The sequence below is a fragment of the Streptococcus sp. A69 genome (assembly GCF_058556195.1).
In genome coordinates this window covers 227,577-254,395 of sequence record NZ_JBZUJU010000001.1, presented here as the reverse complement: position 1 = coordinate 254,395, position 26,819 = coordinate 227,577, and the positions used below count along the sequence as shown (strand labels likewise).

Sequence of the window (26,819 nt, the reverse complement as noted above, 5' to 3'; positions counted from 1 at the left end):
AAAGGAAATTTTCTAAAATATTGTTCTAATTGTTTAACCGCAGGCTTATGCTTGCGGTTTTTTTGTTTGCTCTGGAAAGGTTGGATTTAAAATCCAAGCTATTTCTCCGAAAGTACTTTCAAAATCAAAAAAGTAATGATTTTTTCTCTGTTTTTTTATTCTTTTTACGAATAGATAAGTAGGAGGAAGAAATATGAACATTTTGAACATTGAGCTTACAAGTGTAGAGCAGACTGAATTAGGGTATGAACATTGGGTGGATGTGACTTACACTGTCCCGATTTTGAAGAATGAGTACACGGTCAAGTTGCTGCTACTCTTTGACTTTGAAATCGAAGATGCTGAAGTGATTGAGTATCTAGTCAACGCTTGGAAGTACCGTGAGCTGGTCCTGCATTCTGTTAGGATGTACGAGATGGAACGAAGTGATCGCACATAATACCTTGCCCCAAACTCGCCCCAAAAGTTTTTTGAAGTTATCTTTATTTATATGAAGAAAAAATAAAAAAGCCCGTAAAATAGGGCTTTCTTTTCGGATAAATCACTATAAAATAGTATATATAAGGCGGCAATTAGCATATTAGAAACAAAATGACCTTGGCAGACCAAGGTTTTTCTTATACACCTGTGTAAATGAAGCTAAAGAGCTTTGGCTGTTGACAAAAGTGACTCTATCTAGTAGAATAGTAGATGCGATGAGTCGATAGGTAGTCTTCGGACTACTATTGAGCATAAGGAGGTCATATCGCAGGAGCGGACCTTGATGAGTTGTGTGAACCTGCTCATCACATGAAGATGCCTCTTAGTCCCTGGTCAAATGGCTAGGGATTTTTAGTTTTCAGAAAATATAGTCTAAAAGTGCTTTTCAATTTCTGGAAAAAGTAGTATAATACATCTATTATAGAAATTTTTAGAAAATTCCGAAAGAGGTTATTTATGGGATATACAGTTGCTGTAGTCGGCGCGACAGGTGCTGTCGGAGCTCAGATGATAAAAATGTTGGAAGAATCAACACTTCCAATCGATAAAATCCGTTACCTTGCTTCTGCACGTTCAGCAGGCAAGACTTTGAAATTTAAAGACCAAGATATTACGATTGAAGAAACAACTGAGACAGCTTTTGAGGGTGTTGATATTGCACTCTTCTCAGCAGGTGGTTCGACATCAGCTAAGTATGCACCATACGCAGTTCAAGCTGGTGCGGTAGTAGTGGATAATACATCTTATTTCCGTCAAAATCCAGATGTACCATTGGTTGTCCCAGAGGTCAATGCCCATGCACTTGATGCCCACAACGGAATCATTGCCTGCCCTAACTGTTCAACAATCCAAATGATGGTGGCTCTTGAGCCGGTCCGCCAAAAATGGGGCTTGGACCGCATCATCGTTTCAACTTACCAAGCAGTCTCTGGTGCTGGTATGGGTGCGATTCTTGAAACACAACGTGAACTTCGTGAAGTCTTGAATGATGGTGTGAATCCACGTGATTTGCATGCGGAAATCTTGCCTTCAGGTGGTGACAAGAGACACTACCCTATCGCCTTTAACGCTCTTCCACAAATCGATGTCTTCACTGACAATGATTACACTTACGAAGAGATGAAGATGACTAAGGAAACTAAGAAAATCATGGAAGATGATAGCATCTCAGTATCTGCAACATGTGTGCGTATTCCAGTCTTGTCAGCTCACTCTGAGTCAGTTTATATTGAAACAAAAGAAGTGGCTCCAATCAAAGAAGTCAAAGCAGCCATCGCAGCCTTTCCAGGTGCTGTTCTTGAGGATGACGTAGCGCACCAAATCTATCCTCAAGCCGTCAATGCAGTGGGTTCGCGTGATACTTTTGTTGGTCGTATCCGTAAGGATTTGGATGCTGAAAAAGGAATCCACATGTGGGTTGTTTCAGATAACCTTCTCAAAGGTGCTGCCTGGAACTCAGTTCAGATTGCAGAAACGCTTCACGAACGTGGATTGGTTCGTCCAACAGCTGAGTTGAAATTTGAATTAAAATAGTCATATCGTTTAGGAGTTCAGATGAACTCCTTCTTTGAAATAGAGAGGTGTTTCTCATGTCTTATCAAGATTTAAAAGAGTGTAAAATCATCACGGCCTTTATTACCCCTTTCCATGAGGATGGTTCCATTAACTTTGATGCTATCCCAGCCTTGATCGAGCATTTATTGGCCCATCATACAGATGGAATTCTTCTAGCTGGAACGACTGCTGAGAGTCCAACTTTGACCCACGATGAGGAGTTGGAACTCTTTGCGGCTGTACAAAAGATTGTCAATGGGCGTGTTCCTTTGATTGCGGGTGTAGGTACCAATGATACCCGAGACTCGATCGAGTTTGTCAAAGAAGTAGCAGACTTTGGTGGTTTTGCAGCTGGGCTTGCTATTGTGCCTTACTATAATAAACCTTCTCAAGAAGGCATGTACCAGCACTTTAAGGCCATTGCAGATGCTTCTGACCTACCAATTATTATCTATAACATTCCAGGCCGTGTGGTTGTCGAATTAACTCCTGAGACCATGCTTCGTTTGGCTGACCATCCTAATATCATCGGTGTTAAAGAATGTACCAGCTTGGCAAATATGGCTTACTTGATCGAGCATAAGCCAGAGGAATTCTTGATTTATACAGGTGAGGACGGAGATGCCTTCCATGCTATGAACTTGGGTGCAGATGGTGTGATCTCTGTTGCCTCTCATACAAATGGGGATGAAATGCATGAGATGTTTACTGCCATTGCAGAAAGCGATATGAAGAAAGCTGCAGCTATTCAGCGTCAGTTCATTCCTAAGGTCAACGCCCTCTTCTCTTATCCAAGCCCTGCTCCAGTTAAGGCTGTTCTCAACTACATGGGATTTGAAGCTGGACCAACTCGTCTACCTCTTGTTCCAGCGCCAGAAGAAGATGCCAAACGCATTATCAAAGTCGTCGTAGATGGCGACTACGAAGCAACTAAGGCAACTGTAACAGGTGTCTTAAGACCAGATTACTAATAACGACAATAAAATCCATGACCGCAAGAACGATCATGGATTTCTTATTTTCCTAGACAGAATTGGCTAAAGAGTTGGGTGATGAGTTCATCAGGTGCGGCATCTCCAGTGATTTCACCGAGGATTTCCCAAGTACGGGTCAAGTCAACTTGAAGCAAATCAACTGGCATCCCCAGTTCAAGACCTTCATTAACAGCTTGCAAGCTTTCAACAGCCTTTTCAATCAAGGAAATGTGACGGGCATTTGACAAGTAAGTAGCATCTTGCTCAACCAAACCAGCATTTTCAAAGAAGAGGTTGTTGATACGTTCTTCAATTTTATCAATGTTTTGATTTTTAAGAACTGAAATACGAATGACATCTTCAGGAAGTTCTGAAGTTTCAATCGCTTCTGGCAGGTCTGTTTTATTGAGAAGAATAATGCGATTAGTGTCCTGACTGATTTCTAGGAGTTGTCTGTCTTGGGCTGTTAGTGGTTCGCTAGCGTTTAAGACAAGAAGTACCAAGTCAGCTTCCTTGAGGGCTTTCTTGGAGCGTTCAACCCCGATTTGTTCCACAACATCATCTGTTTCCCGAATTCCAGCTGTATCAATCAATTTGAGAGGTACTCCATTGATGTTGACGTATTCTTCGATGACATCTCGTGTAGTACCAGCGATATCCGTCACGATAGCCTTATCTTCACGCAAGAGGTTGTTGAGAAGGCTGGATTTTCCAACGTTGGGACGGCCGATGATAGCTGTTGAAATACCCTCACGAAGGATTTTACCACGGCGAGCTGTTTTAAGGAGATTGGTCAAGAGTTGTTCAAACTCCTTAGTTTTCTCACGAACAACAGCAGTAGTAGCTTCCTCAACATCGTCGTACTCAGGATAGTCAATATTGACCTCAACTTGGGCAAGTGTATTGAGGATTTCTTGGCGAGTATTGTTAATGAGGTCAGAAAGGGAACCATCTAGTTGTTTGACCGCAATGTTCATAGCTTTATCTGTCTTGGCACGAATGATGTCCATCACCGCCTCAGCCTGAGTCAAGTCCACACGTCCATTTAGAAAGGCGCGCTTGGTAAATTCACCAGGTTCTGCCAACCGAGCTCCTTCACGAATAGCTAGCTGGAGAATCTCATTGGTCACCGCAATCCCACCGTGAGTGTTAATCTCGATAATATCCTCACGAGTGAAGGTCTTTGGAGACTTCATAGCTCCAACCATAACTTCGTCCATGACCTTCCCTGTCTGCGGGTCAATAATATGACCGTAGTTGAGAGTGTGGCTGGCAACCTTGCTCAAGTCTTTTCCTTTGAATATTTTTTGCGCAATAGCAAAACTGTCTGTTCCGCTTAGGCGGACAATACCAATAGCCCCTTCACCTAGTGGAGTAGAGATAGCTGCGATGGTATCAAATTCACGTGTAATCATAATGTTTCCTTTAATTAATAGCTCTTTTCTTGAAAAATTTTCCAAGTTTCTTTTCAAATTGTAACAAATTTAGGTTATTTCTTCAATGGATGCTACTTGGAGATTGAAAAAGCCTAAGCAATTCTGCTTAAGCTAGCTTATTTGGTGCGCATTTCCCCTTGTGGAAAGTAAGTTCCTTCTGGCATGTCGTTGATGATGACATGGACAGCAGATTGAGGTGCTCCAGTGTTGCGGACAACAGCTTCCGTTACTTCCTTAGCCAGAGCTTTCTTTTGCTCGAGCGTGCGTCCTTCAAATAAATCGATGCGTACAAATGGCATAATAGCTTCCTCCACTAGTTTTTGATTTCTTCTATTTTACCACATTTTGCCGTTTAAAGCTTCAGAAAATTATGATATACTAGAATGTAGCAAAAATTTAGAAATGGACGTGAAATAGAAGCATGGCACAGTTGTATTATCGTTATGGGACCATGAACTCTGGTAAGACGATTGAGATTCTCAAGGTAGCCTATAACTATGAAGAGCAAGGAAAAGGTGTTGTTATCATGACCTCTGCTCTGGATACGCGTGACGGTGTTGGATATGTGTCGAGTCGGATTGGCATGAAACGCCCAGCCATTGCGATTGAGGAAACGACGGATATCTTTGGATTTATCCGTGATTTACCAGAAAAACCTTACTGTGTGTTGGTCGATGAGGCCCAGTTTCTCAAGCGTCACCATGTTTACGACCTAGCTCGTGTTGTCGATGAGTTAGACATTCCTGTCATGGCATTTGGTTTGAAGAATGACTTTCGCAATGAATTGTTCGAAGGTTCCAAACACCTTTTGCTCTTAGCAGACAAGATTGAAGAAATAAAGACCATCTGTCAGTACTGTAAGAAAAAGGCGACTATGGTGTTGCGCACGCACGATGGTGTACCAGTCTATGATGGAGAACAAATTCAGATCGGTGGAAATGAAACCTATATCTCAGTCTGCCGTAAACATTATTTTGCCCCTGAAATCAATAAGGAGAATGAAGAAAAATGAACATCTATGATCAACTACAAGCTGTAGAAGACCGTTATGAAGAATTAGGAGAATTGCTGAGTGACCCTGATGTCGTTTCAGACACCAAACGTTTCATGGAGCTTTCAAAAGAAGAGGCTTCAACTCGTGACACAGTAACAGCCTACCGTGAGTACAAACAAGTCCTTCAAAACATCGTCGATGCTGAAGAAATGATTAAGGAATCAGGTGGAGATGCGGACTTGGAAGAAATGGCCAAGCAAGAGCTCAAAGATGCCAAGGCTGAAAAAGAAGAGTATGAAGAAAAATTGAAAATTTTGCTCCTTCCAAAAGATCCTAATGACGACAAGAACATCATCCTTGAAATCCGTGGAGCGGCTGGTGGTGACGAAGCGGCACTTTTCGCCGGAGACCTTCTAACTATGTACCAAAAGTATGCGGAAGCACAAGGCTGGCGTTTTGAAGTCATGGAAGCTTCTATGAATGGTGTCGGTGGTTTCAAAGAAGTGGTTGCCATGGTTTCGGGTCAATCTGTATACTCTAAACTCAAGTATGAGTCTGGAGCCCACCGTGTTCAACGTGTCCCTGTAACAGAGAGCCAAGGGCGTGTACACACTTCGACAGCGACAGTGCTTGTCATGCCTGAAGTAGAAGAAGTTGAATACGATATCGATCCAAAAGATCTTCGTGTGGACATTTACCACGCATCTGGTGCTGGTGGTCAGAACGTCAATAAGGTTGCGACTGCCGTGCGTATCGTTCACTTGCCAACTAATATCAAGGTTGAGATGCAGGAAGAACGTACCCAGCAGAAAAACCGTGAGAAGGCCATGAAAATCATCCGTGCGCGTGTTGCTGACCACTTTGCACAAATTGCACAGGATGAACAAGACGCTGAACGTAAGTCTACTATCGGTACTGGTGACCGTTCAGAACGTATCCGTACTTATAATTTCCCTCAAAACCGTGTCACAGACCACCGTATCGGTTTGACCCTCCAAAAACTAGATACGATTTTATCTGGTAAATTGGATGAAGTTGTGGACGCCTTGGTGCTCTATGACCAAACACAAAAATTAGAAGAATTAAACAAATAATGAAATTAGCTCAATTATTTTCAGATTTTGAAGAAGCGTTGATAAGAGAAGGAGAGGAAGCAGAAAGCCTCTCTTTTGTCTATCGTAGCTTAAAAAATCTCGCTTTTACGGACTTTGTTTTTGCTCTTCAACAAGAGGTAACAGAGGATGAAAAACAATTTGTAGAAGAAATTTACCAGCAGTTAGCGGTTCACAAACCAGCTCAGTATATCATTGGTCACGCAGATTTCTTTGGAATGCAGTTAAAAGTGGATGAGCGGGTTTTGATTCCTCGTCCAGAAACAGAAGAGTTGGTGGAACTTATCCTAGCTGAAAATCCTGAGGAAAATCTTAAGGTCCTAGATATCGGGACTGGAAGTGGAGCCATAGCTCTTGGATTAGCTAAAAACAGACCAAATTGGTCAGTGACAGCAGCAGATATTTCCCAAGACGCTTTGAAGCTTGCATCAGAGAATGCTAGCAATCAAAATCTTAATATATTTTTTAAAAAATCTGATTGTTTTGCAGAAATTTCTGAAAAATATGATATAATTGTATCCAATCCACCCTATATCTCTCGTGAAGATGAGTCAGAGGTTGGTTTGAATGTTTTGCATTCAGAACCTCATCTAGCTCTCTTTGCAGACGAGGATGGCCTAGCTATTTATCGCAGAATTGCGGAAGATGCAAAAGACTATCTCGCAGATGGTGGTAAGATTTACCTTGAAATTGGATACAAGCAAGGTCAAAGTGTTCCTGCGCTTTTTAGGAAACATCTTCCTGAAAAACGGGTACGAACACTCAAGGACCAATTTGGTCAAGATAGGATGGTTGTAGTTGATGATGGACAGGATTAGACAAGAGTTGGAAATGGGTGGGGCAGTCATTTTGCCTACAGAGACAGTTTACGGCCTCTTTGCTAAGGCCTTAGACGAAAAAGCTGTCGACCATGTTTACCAACTCAAACGTCGTCCTAGAGACAAGGCGCTCAATCTTAATGTCGCTTCTCTAGAGGACATCTTGCACTTTTCAAAGAATCAGCCAACTTATCTACAAAAGCTTGTAGAGGCCTTTTTACCGGGTCCCTTGACCATTATCCTCGAAGCCAATGACCGAGTTCCCTATTGGGTCAACTCTGGTCTTGCAACTGTCGGATTTCGGATGCCGAGTCACCCCATTACACTTGATTTAATTCGAGAGACAGGTCCTTTGATTGGGCCGTCTGCCAATATCTCGGGTCAGGCGAGTGGAGTGACCTTTGCTCAAATTCTAGAGGATTTTGACCAAGAGGTTCTGGGTCTGGAAGACGACGCTTTTCTAACTGGACAGGATTCGACTATTTTGGATTTTTCTGGAGACAAGGTGAAAATCTTGCGCCAAGGAGCGATTAAGCGAGAAGATATTCTTGCACAGTTGCCAGAGATTTCTTTTGAGGAGGAATGAGATGCTAAGAGATTTGCAAGAAACAGATGTGAATGCTATATGTGAGATTAACCAAGAGGCTTTGGGCTATTCTTTTAGTCCAGAGGACACAGCTAGTCAACTAGCTAGACTGTCTCAGGATTCTCATCATTTCCTACTTGGCTATGAGGATGAGGTCAGCCATGTCCTACTTGGATATGTCCATGCTGAAGTTTATGAATCTCTCTATTCTAAAGCAGGATTTAATATCTTAGCTTTAGCGGTTTCACCTCAAGCCCAAGGACGAGGTATCGGTAAAAGCCTACTGCAAGGGTTGGATCAAGAAGCAAAAAGACGGGGTTATGGGTTTATCCGCTTAAACTCTGCTGATCATCGTCTGGGAGCTCATGCATTTTATGAAAAAGTTGGTTATACTTGTGATAAAATGCAGAAACGGTTTATTCGCATCTTTTAGTATATTTTCTTAAACTAAAGGACCAGTCACACTATAAAGGAGAAGACCTATGATTTTTGACAAAGACGATTTTAAAGCATACGATGCTGATCTCTGGAATGCTATTGCCAAAGAAGAAGAACGCCAACAAAACAACATCGAGTTGATTGCTTCGGAAAACGTGGTTTCCAAGGCTGTTATGGCAGCTCAAGGGTCTATCTTGACAAACAAATATGCCGAGGGTTACCCAGGACGCCGTTATTATGGTGGAACTGATGTAGTAGACGTGGTAGAAACTCTAGCTATTGAACGTGCAAAAGAAATTTTCGGTGCTAAATTCGCCAATGTCCAACCTCACTCAGGAAGCCAAGCCAACTGTGCGGCTTACATGGCCTTGATTGAGCCAGGTGATACCGTTATGGGGATGGATTTGGCAGCAGGTGGACACTTGACCCACGGAGCTCCAGTTAGCTTCTCTGGTCAAACCTACAACTTTGTTTCTTATAGTGTGAACCCTGAAACGGAACTCTTGGACTTTGATGCTATCTTGAAACAAGCCCAAGAAGTAAAACCAAAACTAATTGTAGCGGGTGCTTCAGCCTATTCTCAAATTATCGACTTCTCAAAATTCCGTGAAATCGCTGATGCCGTTGGGGCTAAGCTCATGGTCGATATGGCCCATATCGCTGGTTTGGTTGCAGCTGGACTTCATCCAAGCCCAGTACCATACGCTCATATCACGACAACAACGACCCACAAAACTCTTCGTGGACCGCGTGGTGGTTTGATTTTGACAAATGATGAGGACCTAGCTAAGAAAATCAACTCAGCTATTTTCCCTGGTATTCAGGGTGGTCCTTTGGAGCACGTTGTCGCTGCTAAGGCGGTTTCCTTCAAAGAAGTTTTGGATCCGGCTTTCAAGGAATATGCTGCTAATGTCATCAAAAACAGCAAGGCTATGGTTGAAGTCTTCTTGCAAGACCCTGATTTCCGTATCATCTCAGGTGGTACTGAAAATCACCTCTTCCTAGTGGATGTGACTAAGGTTGTAGAAAACGGAAAAGTTGCTCAAAACTTGCTGGATGAAGTCAATATTACCCTAAATAAAAATTCAATCCCTTACGAAACTTTGTCACCATTCAAGACAAGTGGAATTCGTATCGGAGCAGCAGCCATCACTGCACGTGGATTTGGTGAAGAAGAAAGCCGTAAAGTGGCTGAACTCATCATTAAAACCCTTAAGAATGCAGAAAATGAAGCTGTCTTAGAAGAAGTGAGAAGTGAAGTCAAAGCATTGACAGATGCTTTCCCACTATACGAGGACTAAAACTTTTATGGACATTTATATTAAGAAAGCTATCATCCATCAGTTCAGCCCAGATGATACCGAGTTGTTTCTAGCGGATAAGTTTCTCAATATCACTCCAAAAATCGAGGAATACCTACGCAAAAAAATCGAACGCGTGTATTCAGATGAAGCCAAGACGGGGATTTTCGAGGAAGAAAATCCCTTCTTCAATCACATCACAGACGATTTGTTGGATACATCAGTAACTCTGGCTAACCTCTGGAAAGAGGAGTTTAGCATTTCAGAAAATCTCAAGACCAATGACTTGGTTTTTGTTCAGTTTTCTAAAGAAGGCGTTGAACATTTTGCTTTCTTGCGAATTGCCTTGCGGGAAACCTTGACCCACCTCGGTGGAGAAGATGACAACCCAATCAAGCTAACTCAGAATAACCTCCCTGGATTTGGAACGGGAGCTGATGAGGCTTTGGTGGTCAATCTTCAGAGTCGCAAGTACCATCTGATTGAAAAACGAATCAAGTACAATGGGACTTTTTTGAACTATTTTTCAGAAAATCTCCTAGCTGTCGCGCCTAAGATCTCTCCCAAGAAATCCATCAAGGAATTGGAAAAAACAGCCCAGAGAATTGCAGAGTCCTTTAACACGGATGACTTTCAGTTTCAATCCAAGGTCAAATCAGCTATTTTCAACAACCTTGAAGAAAGCAATGAATTGTCGCCTGAAAAATTGGCTAATGATCTTTTTGATAACAACCTGACAGCTCGCTTGAGCTTTATCGACCAAGTCAAGGAAGCTGTACCAGAACCAGTCCAGTTTGATGAAATTGATGCCAGTCGTCAGCTCAAGAAATTTGAAAACCAAAAACTTTCCTTGTCAAATGGAATTGAACTCATCGTTCCCAATAACGTCTACCAAGACGCCGAGTCTGTTGAGTTTATCCAAAATAACAATGGAACCTATTCTATCTTAATCAAAAATATCGAGGATATTCAAAGTAAATAATGTTTAAATTTATAAGAAGAGTGCTTGTGCTAGCAGTCTTCCTTTTCGCAGGATACAAAGCTTATCATATTCATCAGGATGTTAAACAAGTCATGACCTACCAACCCATGGTGCGAGAAATCTTGAGTGAAAGAGATACTCCAGCCAATGAAGAGTTGGTGCTCGCCATGATTTATACGGAAACGAAGGGAAAAGAGCGGGATGTCATGCAGTCTAGTGAGTCTGCTAGTGGCGCTACCAATACCATCAATGACGATGCCTCTAGTATTCGCCAAGGGGTACAGACACTAACAGATAACCTCTATTTGGCACAGAGCAAAGGAGTAGATGTCTGGACCGCCGTTCAAGCCTATAATTTTGGACCTGCCTATATCGACTTTATTGCTCAGAATGGTAAGGAAAATACTTTGGCCCTAGCCAAGCGTTACTCCCGAGAAACGGTCGCTCCAATCCTTGGTAATACTACAGGGAAGACCTACACCTACATCAACCCCATTTCTATCTTTCACGGAGCAGAACTCTATGAAAATGGTGGAAATTATTACTACTCGAGACAGGTACGCTTTAACCTGTACATCATGAAATTCTTTAATTTCTTCTAAGCATCTGGTTTTACCAGGTGTTTTTCACTATAAGTTTTATTTAAGATTGTTTTATTACCCTAGAAAGGAAAAGGAGGGTATACCCTATGAGAAAGAAACTCTTTCTAACAAGCGCTGCAGTTCTGTGGGCAGCAACAGCTATGACGAGTGTCCACGCAGCAACAGATGTTCAAAAAGTAATCGATGAAACCTATGTACAACCTGAATATGTGCTTGGTTCTTCACTAACTGAAGACCAAAAAAATCAAACTCTTAGCAAACTTGGCTATGACGCATCGAAAGACACCAAAGATATCAAAACCATGACACCTGATATCTATTCGAAAATTATGAATGTGGCTAATGATGCTAGTCTACAACTCTATTCGTCGGCCAAGATTCAAAAGCTGGGGGACAAATCACCTCTAGAGGTCAAGATTGAAACGCCTGAAAATATCACCAAGGTGACGCAGGATATGTACCGTAATGCAGCAGTCACCCTGGGAGTCGAGCATGCCAAAATCACAGTTGCAGCACCTATTCCAGTTACAGGTGAGAGCGCCCTAGCTGGGATATACTACTCATTAGAGGCCAATGGTGCTAAAGTACCGCAAGCCAATAAAGACCTAGCCCAAGAAGAACTAAAAGCCTTGTCCGATATCAATGCTGAAAACAAGGACAAGTCAGGTTATGATGCCAATAAGCTCAATGCGGCTATGACAGATATCAAGGCAGGAATCGCAAAGGCTAAAGAAGCCAAAGGAAATCTGACAGAAGAAGATGTCCGAAAAATCGTTGAAGACACTCTAAAAAACTACAAACTCGATCAGGTTATAACAGGAAACCAGGTCAATATCATCATCAATTTTGCGCTCAACCTCTCAAAGAGTGACATTTTGAACAATGCTGATTTCACTAAAACCCTAAATGATCTCAAACAAAGCATCGTTTCCCAAGCTGGTGATAGTTTTAAAAATATCAACCTCAACTTTGATGCCAATAAAGCGCTAGAAGAGGGGGGCAATTTCTTTAGCTCCCTCTGGCAAGCCATTGTCAACTTCTTCAAGAGTTTTGGTGCTTAGGTCATTTCATGATATAATAGATGGTAACAGAAATGTTGCCGTCTTTTTTGTCGGCCGATAGAAAGTGAAGAATATGTTAAAGAAAAATGATATTGTAGAAGTTGAAATTGTCGATTTGACCCATGAAGGGGCAGGAGTTGCCAAGGTAGAAGGTTTGGTTTTCTTTGTAGAGAATGCTCTACCAACTGAAAAAATCCTCATGCGTGTCCTTAAAGTCACTAAAAAGATTGGCTACGGGAAAGTTGAAGAATACCTTACTTACTCTCCACACCGTAACCAAGACCTTGACCTAGCTTATCTACGCTCAGGTATCGCTGACTTGGGGCATCTTGCCTACCCAGAGCAGCTCAAGTTTAAAACCAAGCAAGTCAAAGACAGTCTATACAAAATTGCTGGCATTAGAGATGTAGAGAACACTGAAACGCTGGGTATGGAAAATCCAGTCAAATATCGAAATAAGGCGCAAGTGCCTGTTCGTCGAGTGAATGGTGTTCTAGAGACTGGTTTCTTCCGTAAGAATTCCCATGACCTCATGCCTCTGGAAGACTTCTTTATCCAAGATCCTGTGATTGATCAAGTCGTAGTAGCCCTACGGGATCTGTTCCGTCGTTATGATTTGAAACCTTATGATGAACAGGAACAGTCTGGCTTGATTCGGAACCTCGTTGTCCGCCGTGGTCATTACTCAGGACAAATTATGGTTATTTTGGTAACCACTCGTCCTAAAGTTTTCCGAGTTGAACAGTTGATTGAACAATTAATCAAGCAGTTTCCAGAGATTGTCTCTGTCATGCAAAATATCAACGACCAGAATACCAATGCGATTTTCGGCAAGGACTGGCGGACACTTTATGGTCAAGACTACATTACCGACCAAATGCTTGGCAACGACTTCCAAATCTCTGGACCAGCTTTTTACCAGGTCAATACTAAAATGGCTGAGAAACTCTATCAAACAGCCATTGACTTCGCGGAGCTAAGAGAAGATGATGTGGTTATCGATGCCTACTCAGGAATTGGGACCATTGGTTTATCCGTTGCTAAGCATGTCAAGGAAGTTTATGGTGTTGAAGTTATTCCAGAAGCAGTTGAGAATAGCAAAAAGAATGCCCGACTAAACAATATCTCAAACGCCCACTATGTCTGTGATACAGCTGAAAGTGCCATGAGGAATTGGGTTAAAGAAGGTATTCAACCAAGTCTTATCCTAGTAGACCCACCAAGAAAAGGCCTTACAGAAAGCTTTATCAAGGCAAGTAGTCAAACAGGAGCAGAACGTATCACCTATATCTCCTGCAATGTTGCAACCATGGCGCGTGATATCAAACTCTACCAAGAGTTGGGATATGAGTTGAAGAAAGTCCAGCCGGTGGATCTTTTTCCTCAAACGCATCATGTTGAGGCGGTATCACTGCTTGTACGAGCTGAGGCATCAGCGAAGTAGAAGCAGATGTTCCGCCCATGGTATAGGACTCGTAGAATGAAGAGGGAAACCGACGAAATGATACGGTAAGTTCGAAATGCTGAGTGTGTAAGCTTATTAGAGAAACGTGCCTAACACAGCCATGAATAAATTATTGAAATGCTTCTTTTACCACCAATATTTTCTGTTCCGAATGTGATTCAGCATAAGGAACTGAGGTAGATTTATAAGAGACTGTTACTGGGAAGTTGCAGTCTTTTTAGGGGTTTAATGGTATAATGAGATTATAAATGTGGATATTGTTTAAATTCTCTGGAGGACGCATAATGTTGAATTTAGTAAAAGGTCACCAAGTTAGCTTGGTAGAAAACCTGTTTGAATCATTTACAAAGTTAACTGAACATCATTTGACGGCGAATGTACACGCAGAAAAAATATTAGAGGTTTTTCAACACTTTATTGCGATTCATGATGAGCCCTTGTTTTTTATTTTAGAATTGCCTGTCAGTATTGATAGAGAAAAAGTGATAGCAAAGAATATTATCAAGGAATCCCATAAGGATGTTTATTATATTGATGGTTGTTCAAGAGAGGAATGCCTAGCACTGTTGATTAGATACGGTGATTTACTTGTTAATGATGGACTAAGTAAGTTTGGATTTGGTGGGCATAAAAGTCATGATGAGATCATGCTTGATAGCTATAATGTTGTGACAGTTTATAGTAAAGAACTATCGAAATTTAATGACTTTTTTGAACCTCATAATATTCAATTTGTAGAAGAACTAGTGACAGCTTGGAAAACTTTTTCTAAGACTTCATCAGGAATCTCTGAAATCTATGAAAGTAATGGAAAAACTGTTTATGATTTGCCTAGAGAATTAGCTGAATGGGGAATATATTTAGCTGAAACTCGAACTGAATAGGTATAACTATAGATTAGAAAGAGAATATATCAATTCCTCTAATACCTCAAATTTAACTTTAGTCAATTTATAGAAGGGAAAGCAAGATGTAAGCACACGTTGAGGCGGTATCACTGCTTGTAAAAGCTTAGAAACCTTTGACGAAAGGGAAAGTAAAAAGAGGCTGGGACAAAAGTCCTAGCCTCTCAATTGTTTTTGGATTGTCGAGCAAGACGCAGTGGTTGAGTGGGCTCTACTACGCTGATTTCATCAGCTTTTACAGCCCTACTCAACTGTGCGGAGGTGGGACGACGAAATCGAATTCTAACGAATTACTGATTTCTGCCCCACTCTCTTTTGTCGTATGATGGGGAAGTATTAAGGTAACCTCTCATATTTTTTACTAGGTTTGAAAACTTATTTGTCATTTGTTGGAATCTTTTGTACGGATTACTTAATGCTCCTTGGCAAAATTACAATGACTGCTGTAATACCGACAGCCCACGCCATTGCTGATGGAAAAATTGTTAAAGTCAGAATCAAACCAATTAGTTTTATAGCAATATCCCATATAGCAATATCCCAAACCGTGTAACGATTTTCTTCTCTAGCTTTTTTAATAGTTACTTGGCTATTGCTGAGATGGGGTAACTCTTCATATATCCATATATTTGTAAAAGAAATCAGAAGAACAACTATTCCATAAAAAGTTTGTGCTACTGTGTTATTAAACTCCATTGAAACAAGAGTGGTTGCATATGGGAAAAGAGAAGAAAAAATAGTAGTAAAAGAGAAATCCAAACCAGGTTGTTATTGATTTTTTCAATTTTATCTGTTTTACGAACTCGCAGACTGTCTAATTGCTTCTTAGCTTCCAGTGGATTTAGCCGTGTATAAGCGTAACCGCATTCCTCAAGAAAGGCCTGAAGACGTCGAGAATAGACGCCTGTGGCCTCAAATATAATCTCAGGGTTATGAACTGTTTTCAAGTCCCCCAACAGGCGATTGAATCCAATGGCATCATTGAGTATGGTGTAGCCGTGAACCTTCTCACCGTTGACTAAAATTGCCACCTCAGAACTTGTTTTACTGACATCAATTCCAAATACTGCATGCATGACATTACCTCTTTTGTCTTGAATAATTCCATGTTTTAGTGATTTTATTTTCAATACGCGACGTTTAGCGTCCCACATACTTTGATCAAACTCCACCTAAAACAAGGTGTCTTGCCAGTTTGTCAAGCGACGTCTAGCGCCATAGAGCCCTACGACTTTACAAGACACCACTACTTTAACATAAAGAAAAAGTAGTGAGTACTCTCTCCCGTCGGAGATTTCTTCACTACTAATCTTAGTATGTTTTCTACAGCAAAATAGGCTCCATAATCCCTATGGTGGTTTTACCCACTACAGAAATTATAGAGCCCTTTTCTTTTACCTTTTCTGAAAAAGGAGTATAATAGGGGCGAAAATATAAAATCGTTTTAATGATTTAGAATCGAGGAAAGGATTATGAGTAATTCTAGTCAGAAAGGTGCTAAATTAGGGACCTGTGCCCCTGATCAGGTTTATCAGGTGTTGCAAACAAGTCCTCAAGGCTTAAACTCACAAGAAGTCCAGAAAAGGCAGGCGACTTACGGGCCTAACCAATTAAAGGAGAGTAAACAAGAACCTATTTGGTTGACTTTTGTCAGACATTTTACCAGTCTCATGGCCCTCTTATTGTGGGTTGGTGGCTTTATCGCTATGCTTTCTCATAGTCTAGAGTTGGGGATTGCTATCTGGTTGGTCAACATTATTAATGGTCTCTTTAGTTTTATTCAAGAATATAGAGCAAGTCAGGCTACGGCAGCCCTTAATAAGCTTCTTCCATCTTACACACGGGTTCTTCGGGATGGGAAGGAAGATAAGATTCTTGCTCAGGACTTGGTGCCAGGGGACTTGGTTTTCATTGAAGAAGGAGACCGTATTTCTGCAGATGGACGCTTGATTGCCGTGACAGATTTGCGAGTTAATCAGTCTGCTCTTACTGGTGAGTCTAGCCCTATTTACAAGTCAGACCAAGCGGATTTAGATCCTGAAAAAAACGAGTTAGAATATGACAATATGGTGTTTGCTGGAACTACAGTTTCTTCTGGGTCTGGGTGTTTTATAGTATCTGCTATCGGAATGGAAACAGAGTTTGGACAAATTGCAGATTTGACACAAAACCTTACTCAGGAAAAAAGCCCTCTTCAGAAAGAATTAGATCATTTGACCAAGCAAATTTCAGTAATTGCAGTCTCTATTGGTCTCTTCTTTATGGTTGCAGCAACCCTATTTGTTCACCAACCTTTGTCTCAATCCTTTATCTTTGCCCTGGGTATGATTGTTGCCTTTATTCCTGAGGGGCTTCTTCCCACGGTTACCCTATCTCTAGCCATGGCCGTTCAGCGCATGGCTAAGGATCATGCTTTGGTTAAGAAGTTGTCTTCGGTTGAGACTCTTGGAGCGACCTCTGTTATTTGCTCAGATAAAACAGGGACCCTAACTCAAAACGCCATGACAGTTAATCATTTATGGACCTTGTCAGGTAATTATGAGGTAACTGGACTAGGTTATGCACCAGAAGGGCATATTGAGAAGGATGGCCGCCCTGTTTCTCTGAAGGAGAATGACCTCGTGAATCGTTTGGTTCGCTTTTCTCATTTGGCTAGTAATGCACAGGTTGTGGAACCTAGTGCTGATAATCCCAATTATACGATTTTAGGTGATCCGACTGAGGCTTGTCTTAATGTTTTAGCCGAAAAAGCAGGGATTAATTTAAATGAAAATCACGCTTGGGCTCCTCGTATCAAAGAAATTCCCTTTGATTCTGATCGTAAACGAATGACAACGGTACATAGTCTCGAAAAAGGTCTAGATGGCAGTCACCATATTTCCATCACTAAGGGTGCGCCTAAAGAAGTGATGGAACTTTGCTCAGACTATTATGATGGTCAAGGGGCAATCAAATCTATGACTGCTGCAGAACGTCAGGCTATTCTTGCTGCTAACGATAAATTTGCTCGTGACGGCTTGCGTGTTTTAGCTGTGGCTTATAGGCCCTTAGAAAGTGATCATATTGGAGAAGACAAGTGGGATATGCAGACTTTGGAAGAAAATATGGTTTTTCTGGGTCTTGTTGCCATGAGTGATCCCCCACGTCAGGGTGTACGTGAAGCTATTGCAAAATGTCACCGAGCTAATATTCGTATTATCATGGTTACAGGTGACTATGGCTTGACGGCTCTTAGTATTGCCAAGAAAATCGGAATTGTGCAGGGTGATGATGCGCGTGTTGTTTCAGGACTTGAACTGGCTGACATGGATGACGATCAGCTTAAAGAAGCGCTTAAAGGTGAGATTGTTTTTGCCCGTGTAGCCCCTGAACAAAAATATCGTGTAGTCAATGCACTTCAGGAACTTGGTGAAGTTGTTGCTGTTACTGGTGATGGAGTAAATGATGCCCCTGCTCTGAAAAAGGCTGATATCGGGGTAGCTATGGGAATATCCGGAACTGACGTCGCCAAGGAATCTGCCGATATGATTTTAACGGATGATCACTTTGCTTCTATTGTCCATGCTGTTGAAGAGGGACGTGCCGTTTATCGAAATATTCAAAAATTCCTGACCTATATTTTTAATTCCAATACACCGGAAGCTGTACCATCTGCCTTCTTCTTGTTCTCTTTGGGGCGCATTCCTCTTCCTTTAACCGTTATGCAAATCCTAGCTATTGACTTAGGAACAGATATGGTACCTGCTTTGGGATTGGGGGTTGAACCACCTGAAGAAGGAGTGATGGACAAGCCACCAAGACGTTTATCGGACCGCTTACTTAATCGCCAACTATTGCTTAAAGCTTTTGTCTGGTATGGATTGATTGAAGCAACCTTGGCTATGGGTGCTTTCTTCCTTAATTATTGGGTAAATCAAGGAAATTTGAACCATCTGGCTAGCTCAGGTCCCCTCTATCGAGAGGCAACCACCATGACTTTGGGAGCGATTATCTTTACTCAGATTGGTATGGCCATGAATAGTCGTAAGGGTAGGGGCTCTATATTCCAAGTTAAACTTTTTGCTAATAGGATTATTAGCTTAGGAATTGTTCTAGAAATTGTTCTCTTTATTATCCTATCTTATCTACCGCTCTTCCACACGCTATTTAACACAGCCCCAATTGGACTTGATGATTGGCTCTATTTACTTGCTTGTCCCTTTGTTATTATGGCTTTGGAAGAAATCAGATATCGCTTATTTTCTACCATTTGTCAAGTCTGTCAAGGCTTTAAGTGAAAAATGAGATAAGACAGTAGCTATTCCGAGGTTACTGTCTTATTTTTAACACTTTTTGAGCCATAAAAGGGCATGCTAAAAAACACCTCATCTGGTATTTTTTGAAACAAGGTGTTACAATAATACGACATAGACAGTCTTATCGATTTTGGGTCAAAGAGTAATCGTAAAGTTTGTTATGCGTAATGAGGTAATACATTGTTCGAATGAGACGATGTATAGAGGCAATCGTATGTGGCTTAGTTGAAGCTATTGTCGATTGTCTTTTTCGTTTCTCATACAAGTCAGCGATATGGCAGGGATTGGTATGACTAGCTGAAGCGATGTTGTGAATGCACTTGAACAAGATTTTTCTGGCATAGGGATTACCTCGTTTAGTGATGTGTTCCTTGGCGAGAAAGTTCCCAGATTCATAGTGTCTCAGGTCAATGCCAATAAAAGCGTTGATTTGATTGGTAGAGTGAAAGCGACGAAAATCTCCCAATTCGCCAATGATAGAAGTCGCTGTGGTTTCTGCGATGCCAGGAATTGACCGTAAGATGTCATACTCTGGTAAAGGCTGAGCTAGAGCTACCATGTCGTTTAGGACAACTTGTCTGCGATCAGAAAGACGAAGCAATTCTTGAGCATAGTAACGAACCTCTTCAAGCATTGGAGAGGTTTTCTTGACCACACAAAAAGATTGTTTAGCGAGTTTTATAAGTTTATCAGTCAGGTAAGCAATACGCTTTTCAGAGATGCGTTTGGAGGTAGATTGACGGATAATCTCACACAAGTCACTTTGAGATAGTCTTAATACAAACTCTTTGCATGGAAAAGCCATCACTAAGTTCCAATATTGCTCGCCAGTTGGTGTGGATAAGAGATTTTCCAATTCAGGAAAGGTGATTTGTAGGACCTTGTGCAGACGGTTTTTAGCTCGAACAAGGTCTTCTGTCAGATTTTGATAGAAACGGCTTAAATCACGAAGGTGTTGATAAACTTCTTCCTGCACGTAAGTTGGTTTACGATTGTGCACAAGCTGAGATTTAGCTAACTTTTCAGCGTCAATTTTATCTGTTTTACGAACTCGCAGACTGTCCAATTGCTTCTTAGCTTCCAGAGGATTTAGCCGTGTGTAAGCGTAACCATATTCCTCAAGAAAGGCCTGAAGACGTCGAGAATAGACGCCTGTGGCCTCAAATATAATCTCAGGGTTATGAACTGTTTTCAAGTCCCCCAACAGGCGATTGAATCCAATGGCATCATTGAGTATGGTATAGCCATGAACCTTCTCACCGTTGACTAAAATTGCTACCTCAGAACTTGTCTTACTTACATCAATTCCAAATACTGCACGCATGACATTAGTAGAATTCTATTTCTAAAATGAGTGAAACTAAGATAAGTAAAAGAAATGCTCAAATCAGATTTGAAAAACATAATAACTAAGATAGACAAAGATGATATACATTAACGTTTTATTTGACAGGCGAGTTCTTTTTATTAAAATAATTGTAAGTAAAAAAAGAGTGGGTATTTTCTAGTAAATTTCAATAATAAAACCTTGATTTGGCGCCATTTCTTTTCTGTCCTTCCCGCAGGCGCGGGAGTAAACCCTTTTGTTGAGGATTTATTCCTTTTTAAATGAAAATAATACAAGTAGGACACTTCTAAAAGTGATCTACTTTTTTTTTAAATATTTTCATTCTAAAGTTTAATTTTTAAAACAACTCTATCACTTTCGTGATATAATATAGATGTTGACTAACTCCACACGTTGAATGTGTTGTATTGATGTCAAAAGTTGCACCCGATAAGTAAATAAAGTGTAAAAAACAAAGGCTTGTTCAATTCGAAGTATGATACATTACCGGCACCCAAACCAAAGAAAAAGAAATAATTAAATTAGAAGTAACAGGGGAAATGATGAGAATTGGAGTTATTCAAGCAAGTTCGCAAGCGACCAAAAATCAAATAATCTATGATGCTGTATTAAAGTATGCTCCAAAGAAATCTGAGGTTATAAATTTTGGCTGTACGATGGAAGAAAATGAAAAATACTCGTATATAGAAATTTCTATTCTTATAGGTATCTTGTTGGCAAGTAGGACAGTTGATTTCGTTGTTACGGGCTGTTCTTCCGGACAAGGAATGATGCTTGCTTGTAATAGTATGCCTGATGTCATTTGCGGATATGCACCTACACCGAATGATGCCTATTTATTTGCCCAGATTAATAATGGAAATGCAATATCATTACCATTAGGTGAAGATTATACATGGTCAGGTACTGAAAATCTTGAAAGAACAATAGAAGCTCTTTTCTCGGAGCCATTTGGGCAAGGATACCCCAAGAGTGAGGCAGAGAGAAAGGTAAGAGATGCTGAGAAACTTAAAGAAATAAGAAGAATCGGGCAGGTTCAGTTTGAAGAATTTGCAAATGTACTAGATAAATTATTATTTGAATCAATCAAGAGGAAACAGGATGTAATTCAAAATGTAAAGGCATATGGGAAGAAAGAAATAGCTGATTTAATAAAATGAGTAAATCACAGTTTGTCGGGGTAATACCTTTTAACGATAATCTTGTGCTATCCTTAAAAGCGTTATAGACATGTTTCTACATATAAACAGGTTTACTTAACATACTTAGTGTTCACTCGTTTCATGTTGAGGCCGTATCACTGCTTGTTCGAACTAATTCATCAGTGAAGTAGAAGTGGATGTTCGGCCCATGCGATAGGACTCGTAGAATTAGGAGGGAATCTAACGAAATGATACGGTAAGTCCGAACCGCCGTGTGTAAGTTTGTTAGTGAAACGTGGATAATTCTCAAAACAAAGAAACTAAAACTCCATTATTTTAAGATGACAACCTAAACTGTTTTTAAGGAGGTGTTATATTGATAGAGAGTAGACCTGAGTTTGATAAAATCACATCCTTTGATGAATTTAATAAATACTATTGGTATCGTGATGAACTTTCACAGATATGCAAGTCATTAGGGCTTAAATATAGAGGTACAAAACAAGAACTCAATGATATTATTGAGCAGTACTTTAAGGGGAATTTGATTAAAAAATCATCAATAAAAAGGAATAAGAAACGAGTAGAAGTTCTTACCTTAGATACGCCCTTGCTTGAATGCGGGTTCTCCTTTAACGCACACTTTAGAGAATATTTCTCAACTTTAACAGAAGTTTCACCGTTTAAATTTACTGCTGATATGGCCGCTGCTTGGAGAAAAGTAAAAAGAGAACATGATTTAAGTTTTACCATTCAAGATATGTTAAAAGTTTATTATGGAAATTCAGATTATGCCAAGTATGATCATTCGGTTTGTCAATGGAATCAATTTCTAAAGGATTTCTGTGCAGACGAAAATAGTGCCAACTACTCTAATAAACTAAAAGTAGCTTCTATTCTTTGGAAAGAAGTTAGAAATTCAAGTAATGAAAAAATTTATTCAAAAAAACTTTTGACTGAATATGCTGATAGAATAGACGAGTATGAAAAGTAGAAATATCAGTCTAAACTAATAGTTTGTAAGGAGGAATACCAGGCTAGGAGCAATAGTTGGAGATATTGTAGGTTCAGTTTACGAATGGAACAATATCAAAACGAAAGACTTTCCATTATTTCGTGAGAATTGTTTTTTCACTGATGATACGGTTATGACCTGTGCTGTTGCAGAAGCCATTATGAATGGCGGTCAGAAGGATGACTTTATTGACGCCATGAAAAAATATGGTAGGATGTATCCCGATGCAGGTTACGGTGCAAGATTTGGGAATTGGGTTGATAGCGACGATCGAGAACCTTATAATAGCTTTGGAAATGGCTCAGCAATGCGTGTTTCTCCATGTGCCTGGACCATGGATTGTAGTTTCTGTGCACGAACGGGAGCCTGGCCGTCCAGAAGAGCTCTTGCACGACTTTCTGCAGAGGTGACTCATAACCATCCAGAGGGGATCAAAGGAGCTATGGCGACGTCTGATGCTATCTTTATGTGTCGTTATTACTTTGGAGGTTACAGTAGCGACTATGGAAAATCGATCAACGACAACCCTACGGAGTGTAAGAGACTTATCAAGGAACACATAGAGCAAGAGTATGGATATAACCTTTCTCAAACACTAGATGAAATTCATCCTACTTATCGTTTCAATGAAACTTGCCAGGATACGGTACCTCAAGCTATCATCGCCTTTCTTGAAAGTACAGACTTCGAAGATGCTATCAGAATTGCTATTTCTCTCGGCGGAGATAGTGACACTCTCGCTGCCATCACAGGGAGCATAGCAGAGGCGGCTTATGGAATTCCTGAGTGGATTCAAGACAAAGTTTATACTTATTTGGATGAGCCTTTAAAAGAAGTGCTTAGACGATGGGGAGAAACGGTTGTAATAAAATAATAGATAGGCGTTATGCGGACCAATAATGAAAGATTGATGATTATCGATGGTTATATTGAAATTGTATCAAAGTGATTACTCAAAGGATTTAGTCATTTTTGAGACTTTAGAAGAAGGGAAAGCATTTGTCGCTCAAATCCCGGGGTATACTCTAGAAAACGAAGATGGGTTTGAAGTGGAGTATTTTAACCCTAAACACTTGCCGGATTATATGGAAATTGTCTTTAATGGGAATATTGTCCCTTTATCTAGATTCTCATTTGAACCTGAGGAAAATGTCGAGATTATTTGGAAAGAGATTTCGAATCTATCCGTTAAAAACGATAAAGTGGTCGAAGGAGCTACAAAAGTCGATGCTTATTTAGTGAATAACGATGAAGTGAAAGCCTATATCGAAGCCAGAGAAGCAAACTTCCGTAAGGCAAAAGACTTTTTAGAAGGCAGTGGATATGAAGTCGACAGAAGCTTTTTCGGAAGTGAAGATGGTGAAGCGATTCTCTACAGAATACGCGGCACCGAAGATTGGCACTTCTTGTGTCACTTAGACCCATCGTTTTTAGAGATTGAAGATGTAGAAGGATATATTAAAGAAGCGATGGAAGAGATGCAATAGTCAAAATAAATTCCTTGTGAGTGTACGCCACTGCTTGCGTGAACGGATTAAGCAGTAAAGGGAAACTTCTAGCACTATCCGGTTTCTTAAGGAGAAAGGGCATTATGAAAATAGAAATTGGGAAAACCTATCTAGTGAAAAATGATATTTTCAGTTTAAAAAAAGGTGAACTCTGGACCTTAGTTGACAAGGGTTATCAGGCTTATTTTGGTGAACAGAATTTCGTATTTGTCAATGATGAGAAAGTGAAGGTATTTGCCGTTTTACAAGATAGTTCAGATGAAGATATGCAAATTTACCATCATCTGGATGACTATCTTGAAGAAGTTACTCCTGAAGATTTTTAAAAAATGTGAGATGAAACTTATAGCTATATGCTTGTTATACTACTATAGATTTTCATAGTGAGAAAGCGTATGAGACGATTGAAAATAGTGGAGAGAAAGATTTAATGATTGAGTGGAAATCTTTACCAGAAGATGAGTATGAAGTTAGTGCAGTTCTTAGTGAAAATAGTAATTACGAGATTTCTACGATAACTTTGAAGGGCAAGAAACATCTGATTAGATTGAAATTTCCATTTTGTCATTTTTACCAAATCATAGATAGAGACTTTTTTGGTACTCTTAATCAGATTCCTAGTTTACCAGAGCTTGAATCCCCTATTTGTAAGCTAGATACTAGTAGTCTGATTACAGAAGTGATTCATAAGGCGGGTGGAGTTTTGGCTGAAGAAGATTTGGTTCATTTTCGTATTTGTGCCAAGAATCTAGTCATAGACTTAATTCTCTATAAAAATGAAGAGAGTGATATCAGGATAGAAGAGGTTGGTCAAGAATGAAGTGGATTAATATTGGTGAGAAAATCAAGTATGATTGGTATGAATTACGGTGTCAACTTTCTCGAGAAAATCACCTGCAAATTTTTCTCGAAGGTTTAAAGAATCAAAAGCTAAAATACTGTATAGATTTTGGTAAGACTCTATTCTGCAGATCTATCGATGAGGGGTTGGACCTGAATTTGCTCGAAGAAGATTTTATTAGCGGACCAAAATTTCCTCATTTCTCAGATGGGGTTTTACTTGAAATGTTAGATAGTCACCTCAAAAAAAGAGTTCAGAAAATTTATTCTGTTCCAATCTATCACTACCAAGTACAGGGAATTAATTTTGGGATAGACATCCTTACAGTGGCTATTCCGATTATCAAAAAGATCTAGACTGAAACTAGGGTGAAAGCCATCTGGTTCAGTCTTTTTTCTATTTATGTAGTATAATAAAGGGTGTAGGGATTCTATTTTTTATACTCTTCGAAAATCTCTTCAAACCACGTCAGCTTCGCCTTTCCGTACTCAAGTACAGTATGCGGATAGCTTCCTAGTTTGCTCTTTGATTTTCATTGAGTATTAATAGGATTTTTCCAAGAACGAAAAATCATCTAGAAAGAGGAGAAGCATGAAGCAATCACTTGAATTTTTAAGAGAAAGAATCACCGATAAGATGCCCTTAGAGGATATGGTAGCAATTTTTGAAGACTTGTGTAGTGATCCTATTGAGGATGAAATGATTTTATTTGAGACAGGGACATTTACAACTGTATCTGATAAGCCCTTGTTTCAACTATCCTTAGTAAGGCAAGCCCCAAATGAAGATGAAGAGTTTTATCAAGTTCACCTTGATATTTTCTATGAAGCATGTCAAGAGAATCAAATGTTTCATGAATCGACCTGGGATGAAGATTTAGAGGAAAATATCTTTGATTACATTAGAGATTCAGAGGTGTTTGCCTATGCTAAAGAGCAGGAATACCAAGCGGTCAAAATTTATCTAGACCAAACTTGAGATAATTAGTTAAAGTAAGGAAATCTAATGACAGGAAAACTATAAATGAAAAAAATTATGATCATTATTAATCCAACATCTGGTGGTGAAAAAGCCTTGGATTATAAAGTTAAGTTAGAAAATAAAGCCTTAGATTATTTTGAGCATGTGGAAACCAGAATCACTGAGAAAGCTCTTGATGCGACAAACTTTGCAGCAGAAGCTTCTAAAGAGAAGTATGATGCTGTCCTTGTTTTTGGTGGTGACGGGACTGTCAATGAAGTCATTTCGGGTATTACTGAGAGAGACTACATTCCTAAGTTAGGGATTATCCCAGGCGGTACGGGTAACCTCATTACGAAACTTTTGGAAATCAATCAAGACATCGATGGTGCGATTGATGAACTCGATTTTAACTTAACCAACAAGATTGATATCGGTAAAGCGAATGACAACTATTTTGGTTATATTTTTAGTATCGGTTCTCTGCCTGAGGCGATTCACAATGTTGAAATCGAGGACAAGACAAAATTCGGTATTTTAGCCTATGCTATAAATACCATGAAATCTGTCATGACGGATCAGGTCTTTAACATTAAGGTGGAGACGGAAAATGGAAATTATGTTGGTGAAGCTAGCCATGTTTTGGTTCTCTTGACAAATTACTTTGCTGATAAAAAAATCTTTGAAGAAAACAAGGACGGCTATGCCAATATTTTGATTCTGAAAGATGCTTCTATATTCTCTAAATTATCCGTTATTCCTGATCTACTAAAAGGAGATGTTGTCAGCAATGATAATATTGAGTATATCAGAGCGCGTAATATTAAGATCTCTTCAGATAGTGAATTGGAGTCAGATGTTGACGGCGATAAATCGGATAACCTACCTGTAGAAATCAAAGTTCTACCTCAACGAGTAGAAGTATTTTCAAAACCGAAAGAGTAGAAGGTAAAAATTAGTTTATTATTCACAACGAAATCGATTTTATATCAACGATTGGAG

The 26,819-nt window shown here is 40.0% G+C and carries 27 protein-coding genes and 2 pseudogenes; 24 read left to right on the top strand and 5 right to left on the bottom strand.

Annotation, left to right across the window (positions count from 1 at the left end):
* Positions 1-193 precede the first annotated feature (193 nt).
* The 3 genes from AC4ME5_RS01270 to dapA all read left to right on the top strand — a co-directional run bounded on the left by AC4ME5_RS01270 (position 194) and on the right by dapA (position 3,005).
* Positions 194-439: a DUF7720 family protein gene (locus AC4ME5_RS01270; protein ID WP_491799436.1), complete on the top strand. Its 246-nt coding sequence runs from the start codon at positions 194-196 to the stop codon at positions 437-439.
* A 497-nt stretch (positions 440-936) separates the two neighbouring features.
* On the top strand, positions 937-2,013 hold the full coding sequence (locus AC4ME5_RS01265; RefSeq protein ID WP_491799434.1) for an aspartate-semialdehyde dehydrogenase: 1,077 nt from the start codon (positions 937-939) through the stop codon (positions 2,011-2,013).
* A gap of 56 nt (positions 2,014-2,069) precedes the next feature.
* Entirely contained in the window at positions 2,070-3,005 is a 936-nt protein-coding gene (dapA, locus tag AC4ME5_RS01260) for a 4-hydroxy-tetrahydrodipicolinate synthase (RefSeq protein ID WP_007521849.1), read from the top strand.
* A 44-nt stretch (positions 3,006-3,049) separates the two neighbouring features.
* Here dapA and mnmE read toward each other — a convergent pair whose 3' ends face one another.
* Positions 3,050-4,423 carry a tRNA uridine-5-carboxymethylaminomethyl(34) synthesis GTPase MnmE gene (gene mnmE / locus AC4ME5_RS01255; protein WP_096422283.1) on the bottom strand — a complete coding sequence of 458 codons (1,374 nt, stop codon included), beginning with the start codon at positions 4,421-4,423 and terminating at the stop codon, positions 3,050-3,052.
* A gap of 137 nt (positions 4,424-4,560) precedes the next feature.
* A complete protein-coding gene (locus AC4ME5_RS01250; RefSeq protein ID WP_001117401.1) occupies positions 4,561-4,743 on the bottom strand; it encodes a 4-oxalocrotonate tautomerase in 183 nt (60 codons plus the stop codon).
* Positions 4,744-4,865: 122 nt separating this feature from the next.
* On the opposite strand from AC4ME5_RS01250, the gene AC4ME5_RS01245 reads away from it, so the two are divergent.
* The 11 genes from AC4ME5_RS01245 (at position 4,866) to AC4ME5_RS01195 (ending at position 14,687) form a co-directional block, all read left to right on the top strand.
* Positions 4,866-5,456 (top strand): thymidine kinase, encoded by a 591-nt coding sequence (locus tag AC4ME5_RS01245; RefSeq protein WP_491799419.1) that lies wholly within the window; start codon positions 4,866-4,868, stop codon positions 5,454-5,456.
* Positions 5,453-6,532, top strand: a complete 1,080-nt coding sequence (gene prfA / locus AC4ME5_RS01240) for a peptide chain release factor 1 (protein ID WP_001028815.1) — start codon at positions 5,453-5,455, stop codon at positions 6,530-6,532. Before AC4ME5_RS01245 ends, prfA begins: the two co-directional genes overlap by 4 nt.
* A complete protein-coding gene (prmC, locus tag AC4ME5_RS01235) occupies positions 6,532-7,368 on the top strand; it encodes a peptide chain release factor N(5)-glutamine methyltransferase (RefSeq protein WP_491799417.1) in 837 nt (278 codons plus the stop codon). Before prfA ends, prmC begins: the two co-directional genes overlap by 1 nt.
* A complete protein-coding gene (locus AC4ME5_RS01230) occupies positions 7,352-7,954 on the top strand; it encodes an L-threonylcarbamoyladenylate synthase (RefSeq protein ID WP_042899485.1) in 603 nt (200 codons plus the stop codon). The genes prmC and AC4ME5_RS01230 overlap by 17 nt, the downstream gene beginning before the upstream one ends.
* Position 7,955: 1 nt before the next feature.
* Positions 7,956-8,387: a GNAT family N-acetyltransferase gene (locus tag AC4ME5_RS01225; RefSeq protein WP_491799415.1), complete on the top strand. Its 432-nt coding sequence runs from the start codon at positions 7,956-7,958 to the stop codon at positions 8,385-8,387.
* 49 nt (positions 8,388-8,436) lie between these two features.
* Complete coding sequence (glyA, locus tag AC4ME5_RS01220; protein ID WP_491799413.1) at positions 8,437-9,693, top strand: serine hydroxymethyltransferase; 1,257 nt, start codon at positions 8,437-8,439, stop codon at positions 9,691-9,693.
* A gap of 7 nt (positions 9,694-9,700) precedes the next feature.
* Positions 9,701-10,675, top strand: coding sequence for a nucleoid-associated protein (locus tag AC4ME5_RS01215; protein WP_268713459.1), 975 nt, complete (start codon positions 9,701-9,703; stop codon positions 10,673-10,675).
* Positions 10,675-11,277, top strand: coding sequence for a lysozyme family protein (locus AC4ME5_RS01210; RefSeq protein ID WP_061588162.1), 603 nt, complete (start codon positions 10,675-10,677; stop codon positions 11,275-11,277). The genes AC4ME5_RS01215 and AC4ME5_RS01210 overlap by 1 nt, the downstream gene beginning before the upstream one ends.
* An 86-nt stretch (positions 11,278-11,363) precedes the next feature.
* Complete coding sequence (locus AC4ME5_RS01205) at positions 11,364-12,338, top strand: DUF1002 domain-containing protein (RefSeq protein ID WP_491799410.1); 975 nt, start codon at positions 11,364-11,366, stop codon at positions 12,336-12,338.
* 73 nt (positions 12,339-12,411) lie between these two features.
* Positions 12,412-13,782 carry a 23S rRNA (uracil(1939)-C(5))-methyltransferase RlmD gene (rlmD, locus tag AC4ME5_RS01200; protein WP_491799408.1) on the top strand — a complete coding sequence of 457 codons (1,371 nt, stop codon included), beginning with the start codon at positions 12,412-12,414 and terminating at the stop codon, positions 13,780-13,782.
* 305 nt (positions 13,783-14,087) lie between these two features.
* On the top strand, positions 14,088-14,687 hold the full coding sequence (locus tag AC4ME5_RS01195) for a hypothetical protein (RefSeq protein ID WP_096422261.1): 600 nt from the start codon (positions 14,088-14,090) through the stop codon (positions 14,685-14,687).
* A gap of 429 nt (positions 14,688-15,116) precedes the next feature.
* On the opposite strand, the pseudogene AC4ME5_RS01190 reads toward AC4ME5_RS01195, so the two are convergent.
* Both AC4ME5_RS01190 and AC4ME5_RS01185 read right to left on the bottom strand, forming a co-directional pair.
* Positions 15,117-15,236: pseudogene (locus AC4ME5_RS01190) on the bottom strand (TMEM175 family protein); the annotation flags it as partial.
* Between the two features lie 251 nt (positions 15,237-15,487).
* Positions 15,488-15,784 (bottom strand): annotated as a pseudogene (locus tag AC4ME5_RS01185) (IS110 family transposase); the annotation flags it as partial.
* 396 nt (positions 15,785-16,180) lie between these two features.
* On the opposite strand from AC4ME5_RS01185, the gene AC4ME5_RS01180 reads away from it, so the two are divergent.
* Entirely contained in the window at positions 16,181-18,985 is a 2,805-nt protein-coding gene (locus AC4ME5_RS01180; RefSeq protein ID WP_491799406.1) for a cation-translocating P-type ATPase, read from the top strand.
* 139 nt (positions 18,986-19,124) lie between these two features.
* On the opposite strand, the gene AC4ME5_RS01175 is transcribed toward AC4ME5_RS01180, so the two are convergent.
* Positions 19,125-20,327, bottom strand: a complete 1,203-nt coding sequence (locus AC4ME5_RS01175) for an IS110 family RNA-guided transposase (protein ID WP_491799404.1) — start codon at positions 20,325-20,327, stop codon at positions 19,125-19,127.
* 566 nt (positions 20,328-20,893) lie between these two features.
* On the opposite strand from AC4ME5_RS01175, the gene AC4ME5_RS01170 reads away from it, so the two are divergent.
* From AC4ME5_RS01170 to AC4ME5_RS01130, 9 genes are all read left to right on the top strand, one after another.
* Positions 20,894-21,511, top strand: a complete 618-nt coding sequence (locus tag AC4ME5_RS01170) for an RpiB/LacA/LacB family sugar-phosphate isomerase (RefSeq protein ID WP_057489087.1) — start codon at positions 20,894-20,896, stop codon at positions 21,509-21,511.
* A gap of 358 nt (positions 21,512-21,869) precedes the next feature.
* Positions 21,870-22,487, top strand: a complete 618-nt coding sequence (locus AC4ME5_RS01165) for an SAP domain-containing protein (RefSeq protein ID WP_033605621.1) — start codon at positions 21,870-21,872, stop codon at positions 22,485-22,487.
* Positions 22,488-22,539: 52 nt separating this feature from the next.
* Positions 22,540-23,382 (top strand): ADP-ribosylglycohydrolase family protein, encoded by an 843-nt coding sequence (locus AC4ME5_RS01160; protein WP_491800057.1) that lies wholly within the window; start codon positions 22,540-22,542, stop codon positions 23,380-23,382.
* Positions 23,383-23,428: 46 nt separating this feature from the next.
* Complete coding sequence (locus AC4ME5_RS01155; RefSeq protein WP_270747946.1) at positions 23,429-23,995, top strand: hypothetical protein; 567 nt, start codon at positions 23,429-23,431, stop codon at positions 23,993-23,995.
* 104 nt (positions 23,996-24,099) lie between these two features.
* On the top strand, positions 24,100-24,342 hold the full coding sequence (locus tag AC4ME5_RS01150; RefSeq protein WP_007521894.1) for a hypothetical protein: 243 nt from the start codon (positions 24,100-24,102) through the stop codon (positions 24,340-24,342).
* 104 nt (positions 24,343-24,446) lie between these two features.
* Positions 24,447-24,836: a hypothetical protein gene (locus AC4ME5_RS01145; RefSeq protein ID WP_491799400.1), complete on the top strand. Its 390-nt coding sequence runs from the start codon at positions 24,447-24,449 to the stop codon at positions 24,834-24,836.
* On the top strand, positions 24,833-25,213 hold the full coding sequence (locus AC4ME5_RS01140; protein ID WP_096422247.1) for a hypothetical protein: 381 nt from the start codon (positions 24,833-24,835) through the stop codon (positions 25,211-25,213). Before AC4ME5_RS01145 ends, AC4ME5_RS01140 begins: the two co-directional genes overlap by 4 nt.
* 235 nt (positions 25,214-25,448) lie before the next feature.
* The gene (locus tag AC4ME5_RS01135) at positions 25,449-25,835 is read left to right on the top strand and encodes a hypothetical protein (protein WP_007521898.1); all 387 of its coding nucleotides are present in this window, start codon (positions 25,449-25,451) and stop codon (positions 25,833-25,835) included.
* A gap of 45 nt (positions 25,836-25,880) precedes the next feature.
* Complete coding sequence (locus AC4ME5_RS01130; protein ID WP_096422245.1) at positions 25,881-26,762, top strand: diacylglycerol/lipid kinase family protein; 882 nt, start codon at positions 25,881-25,883, stop codon at positions 26,760-26,762.
* The last annotated feature ends 57 nt before the right edge of the window (positions 26,763-26,819 follow it).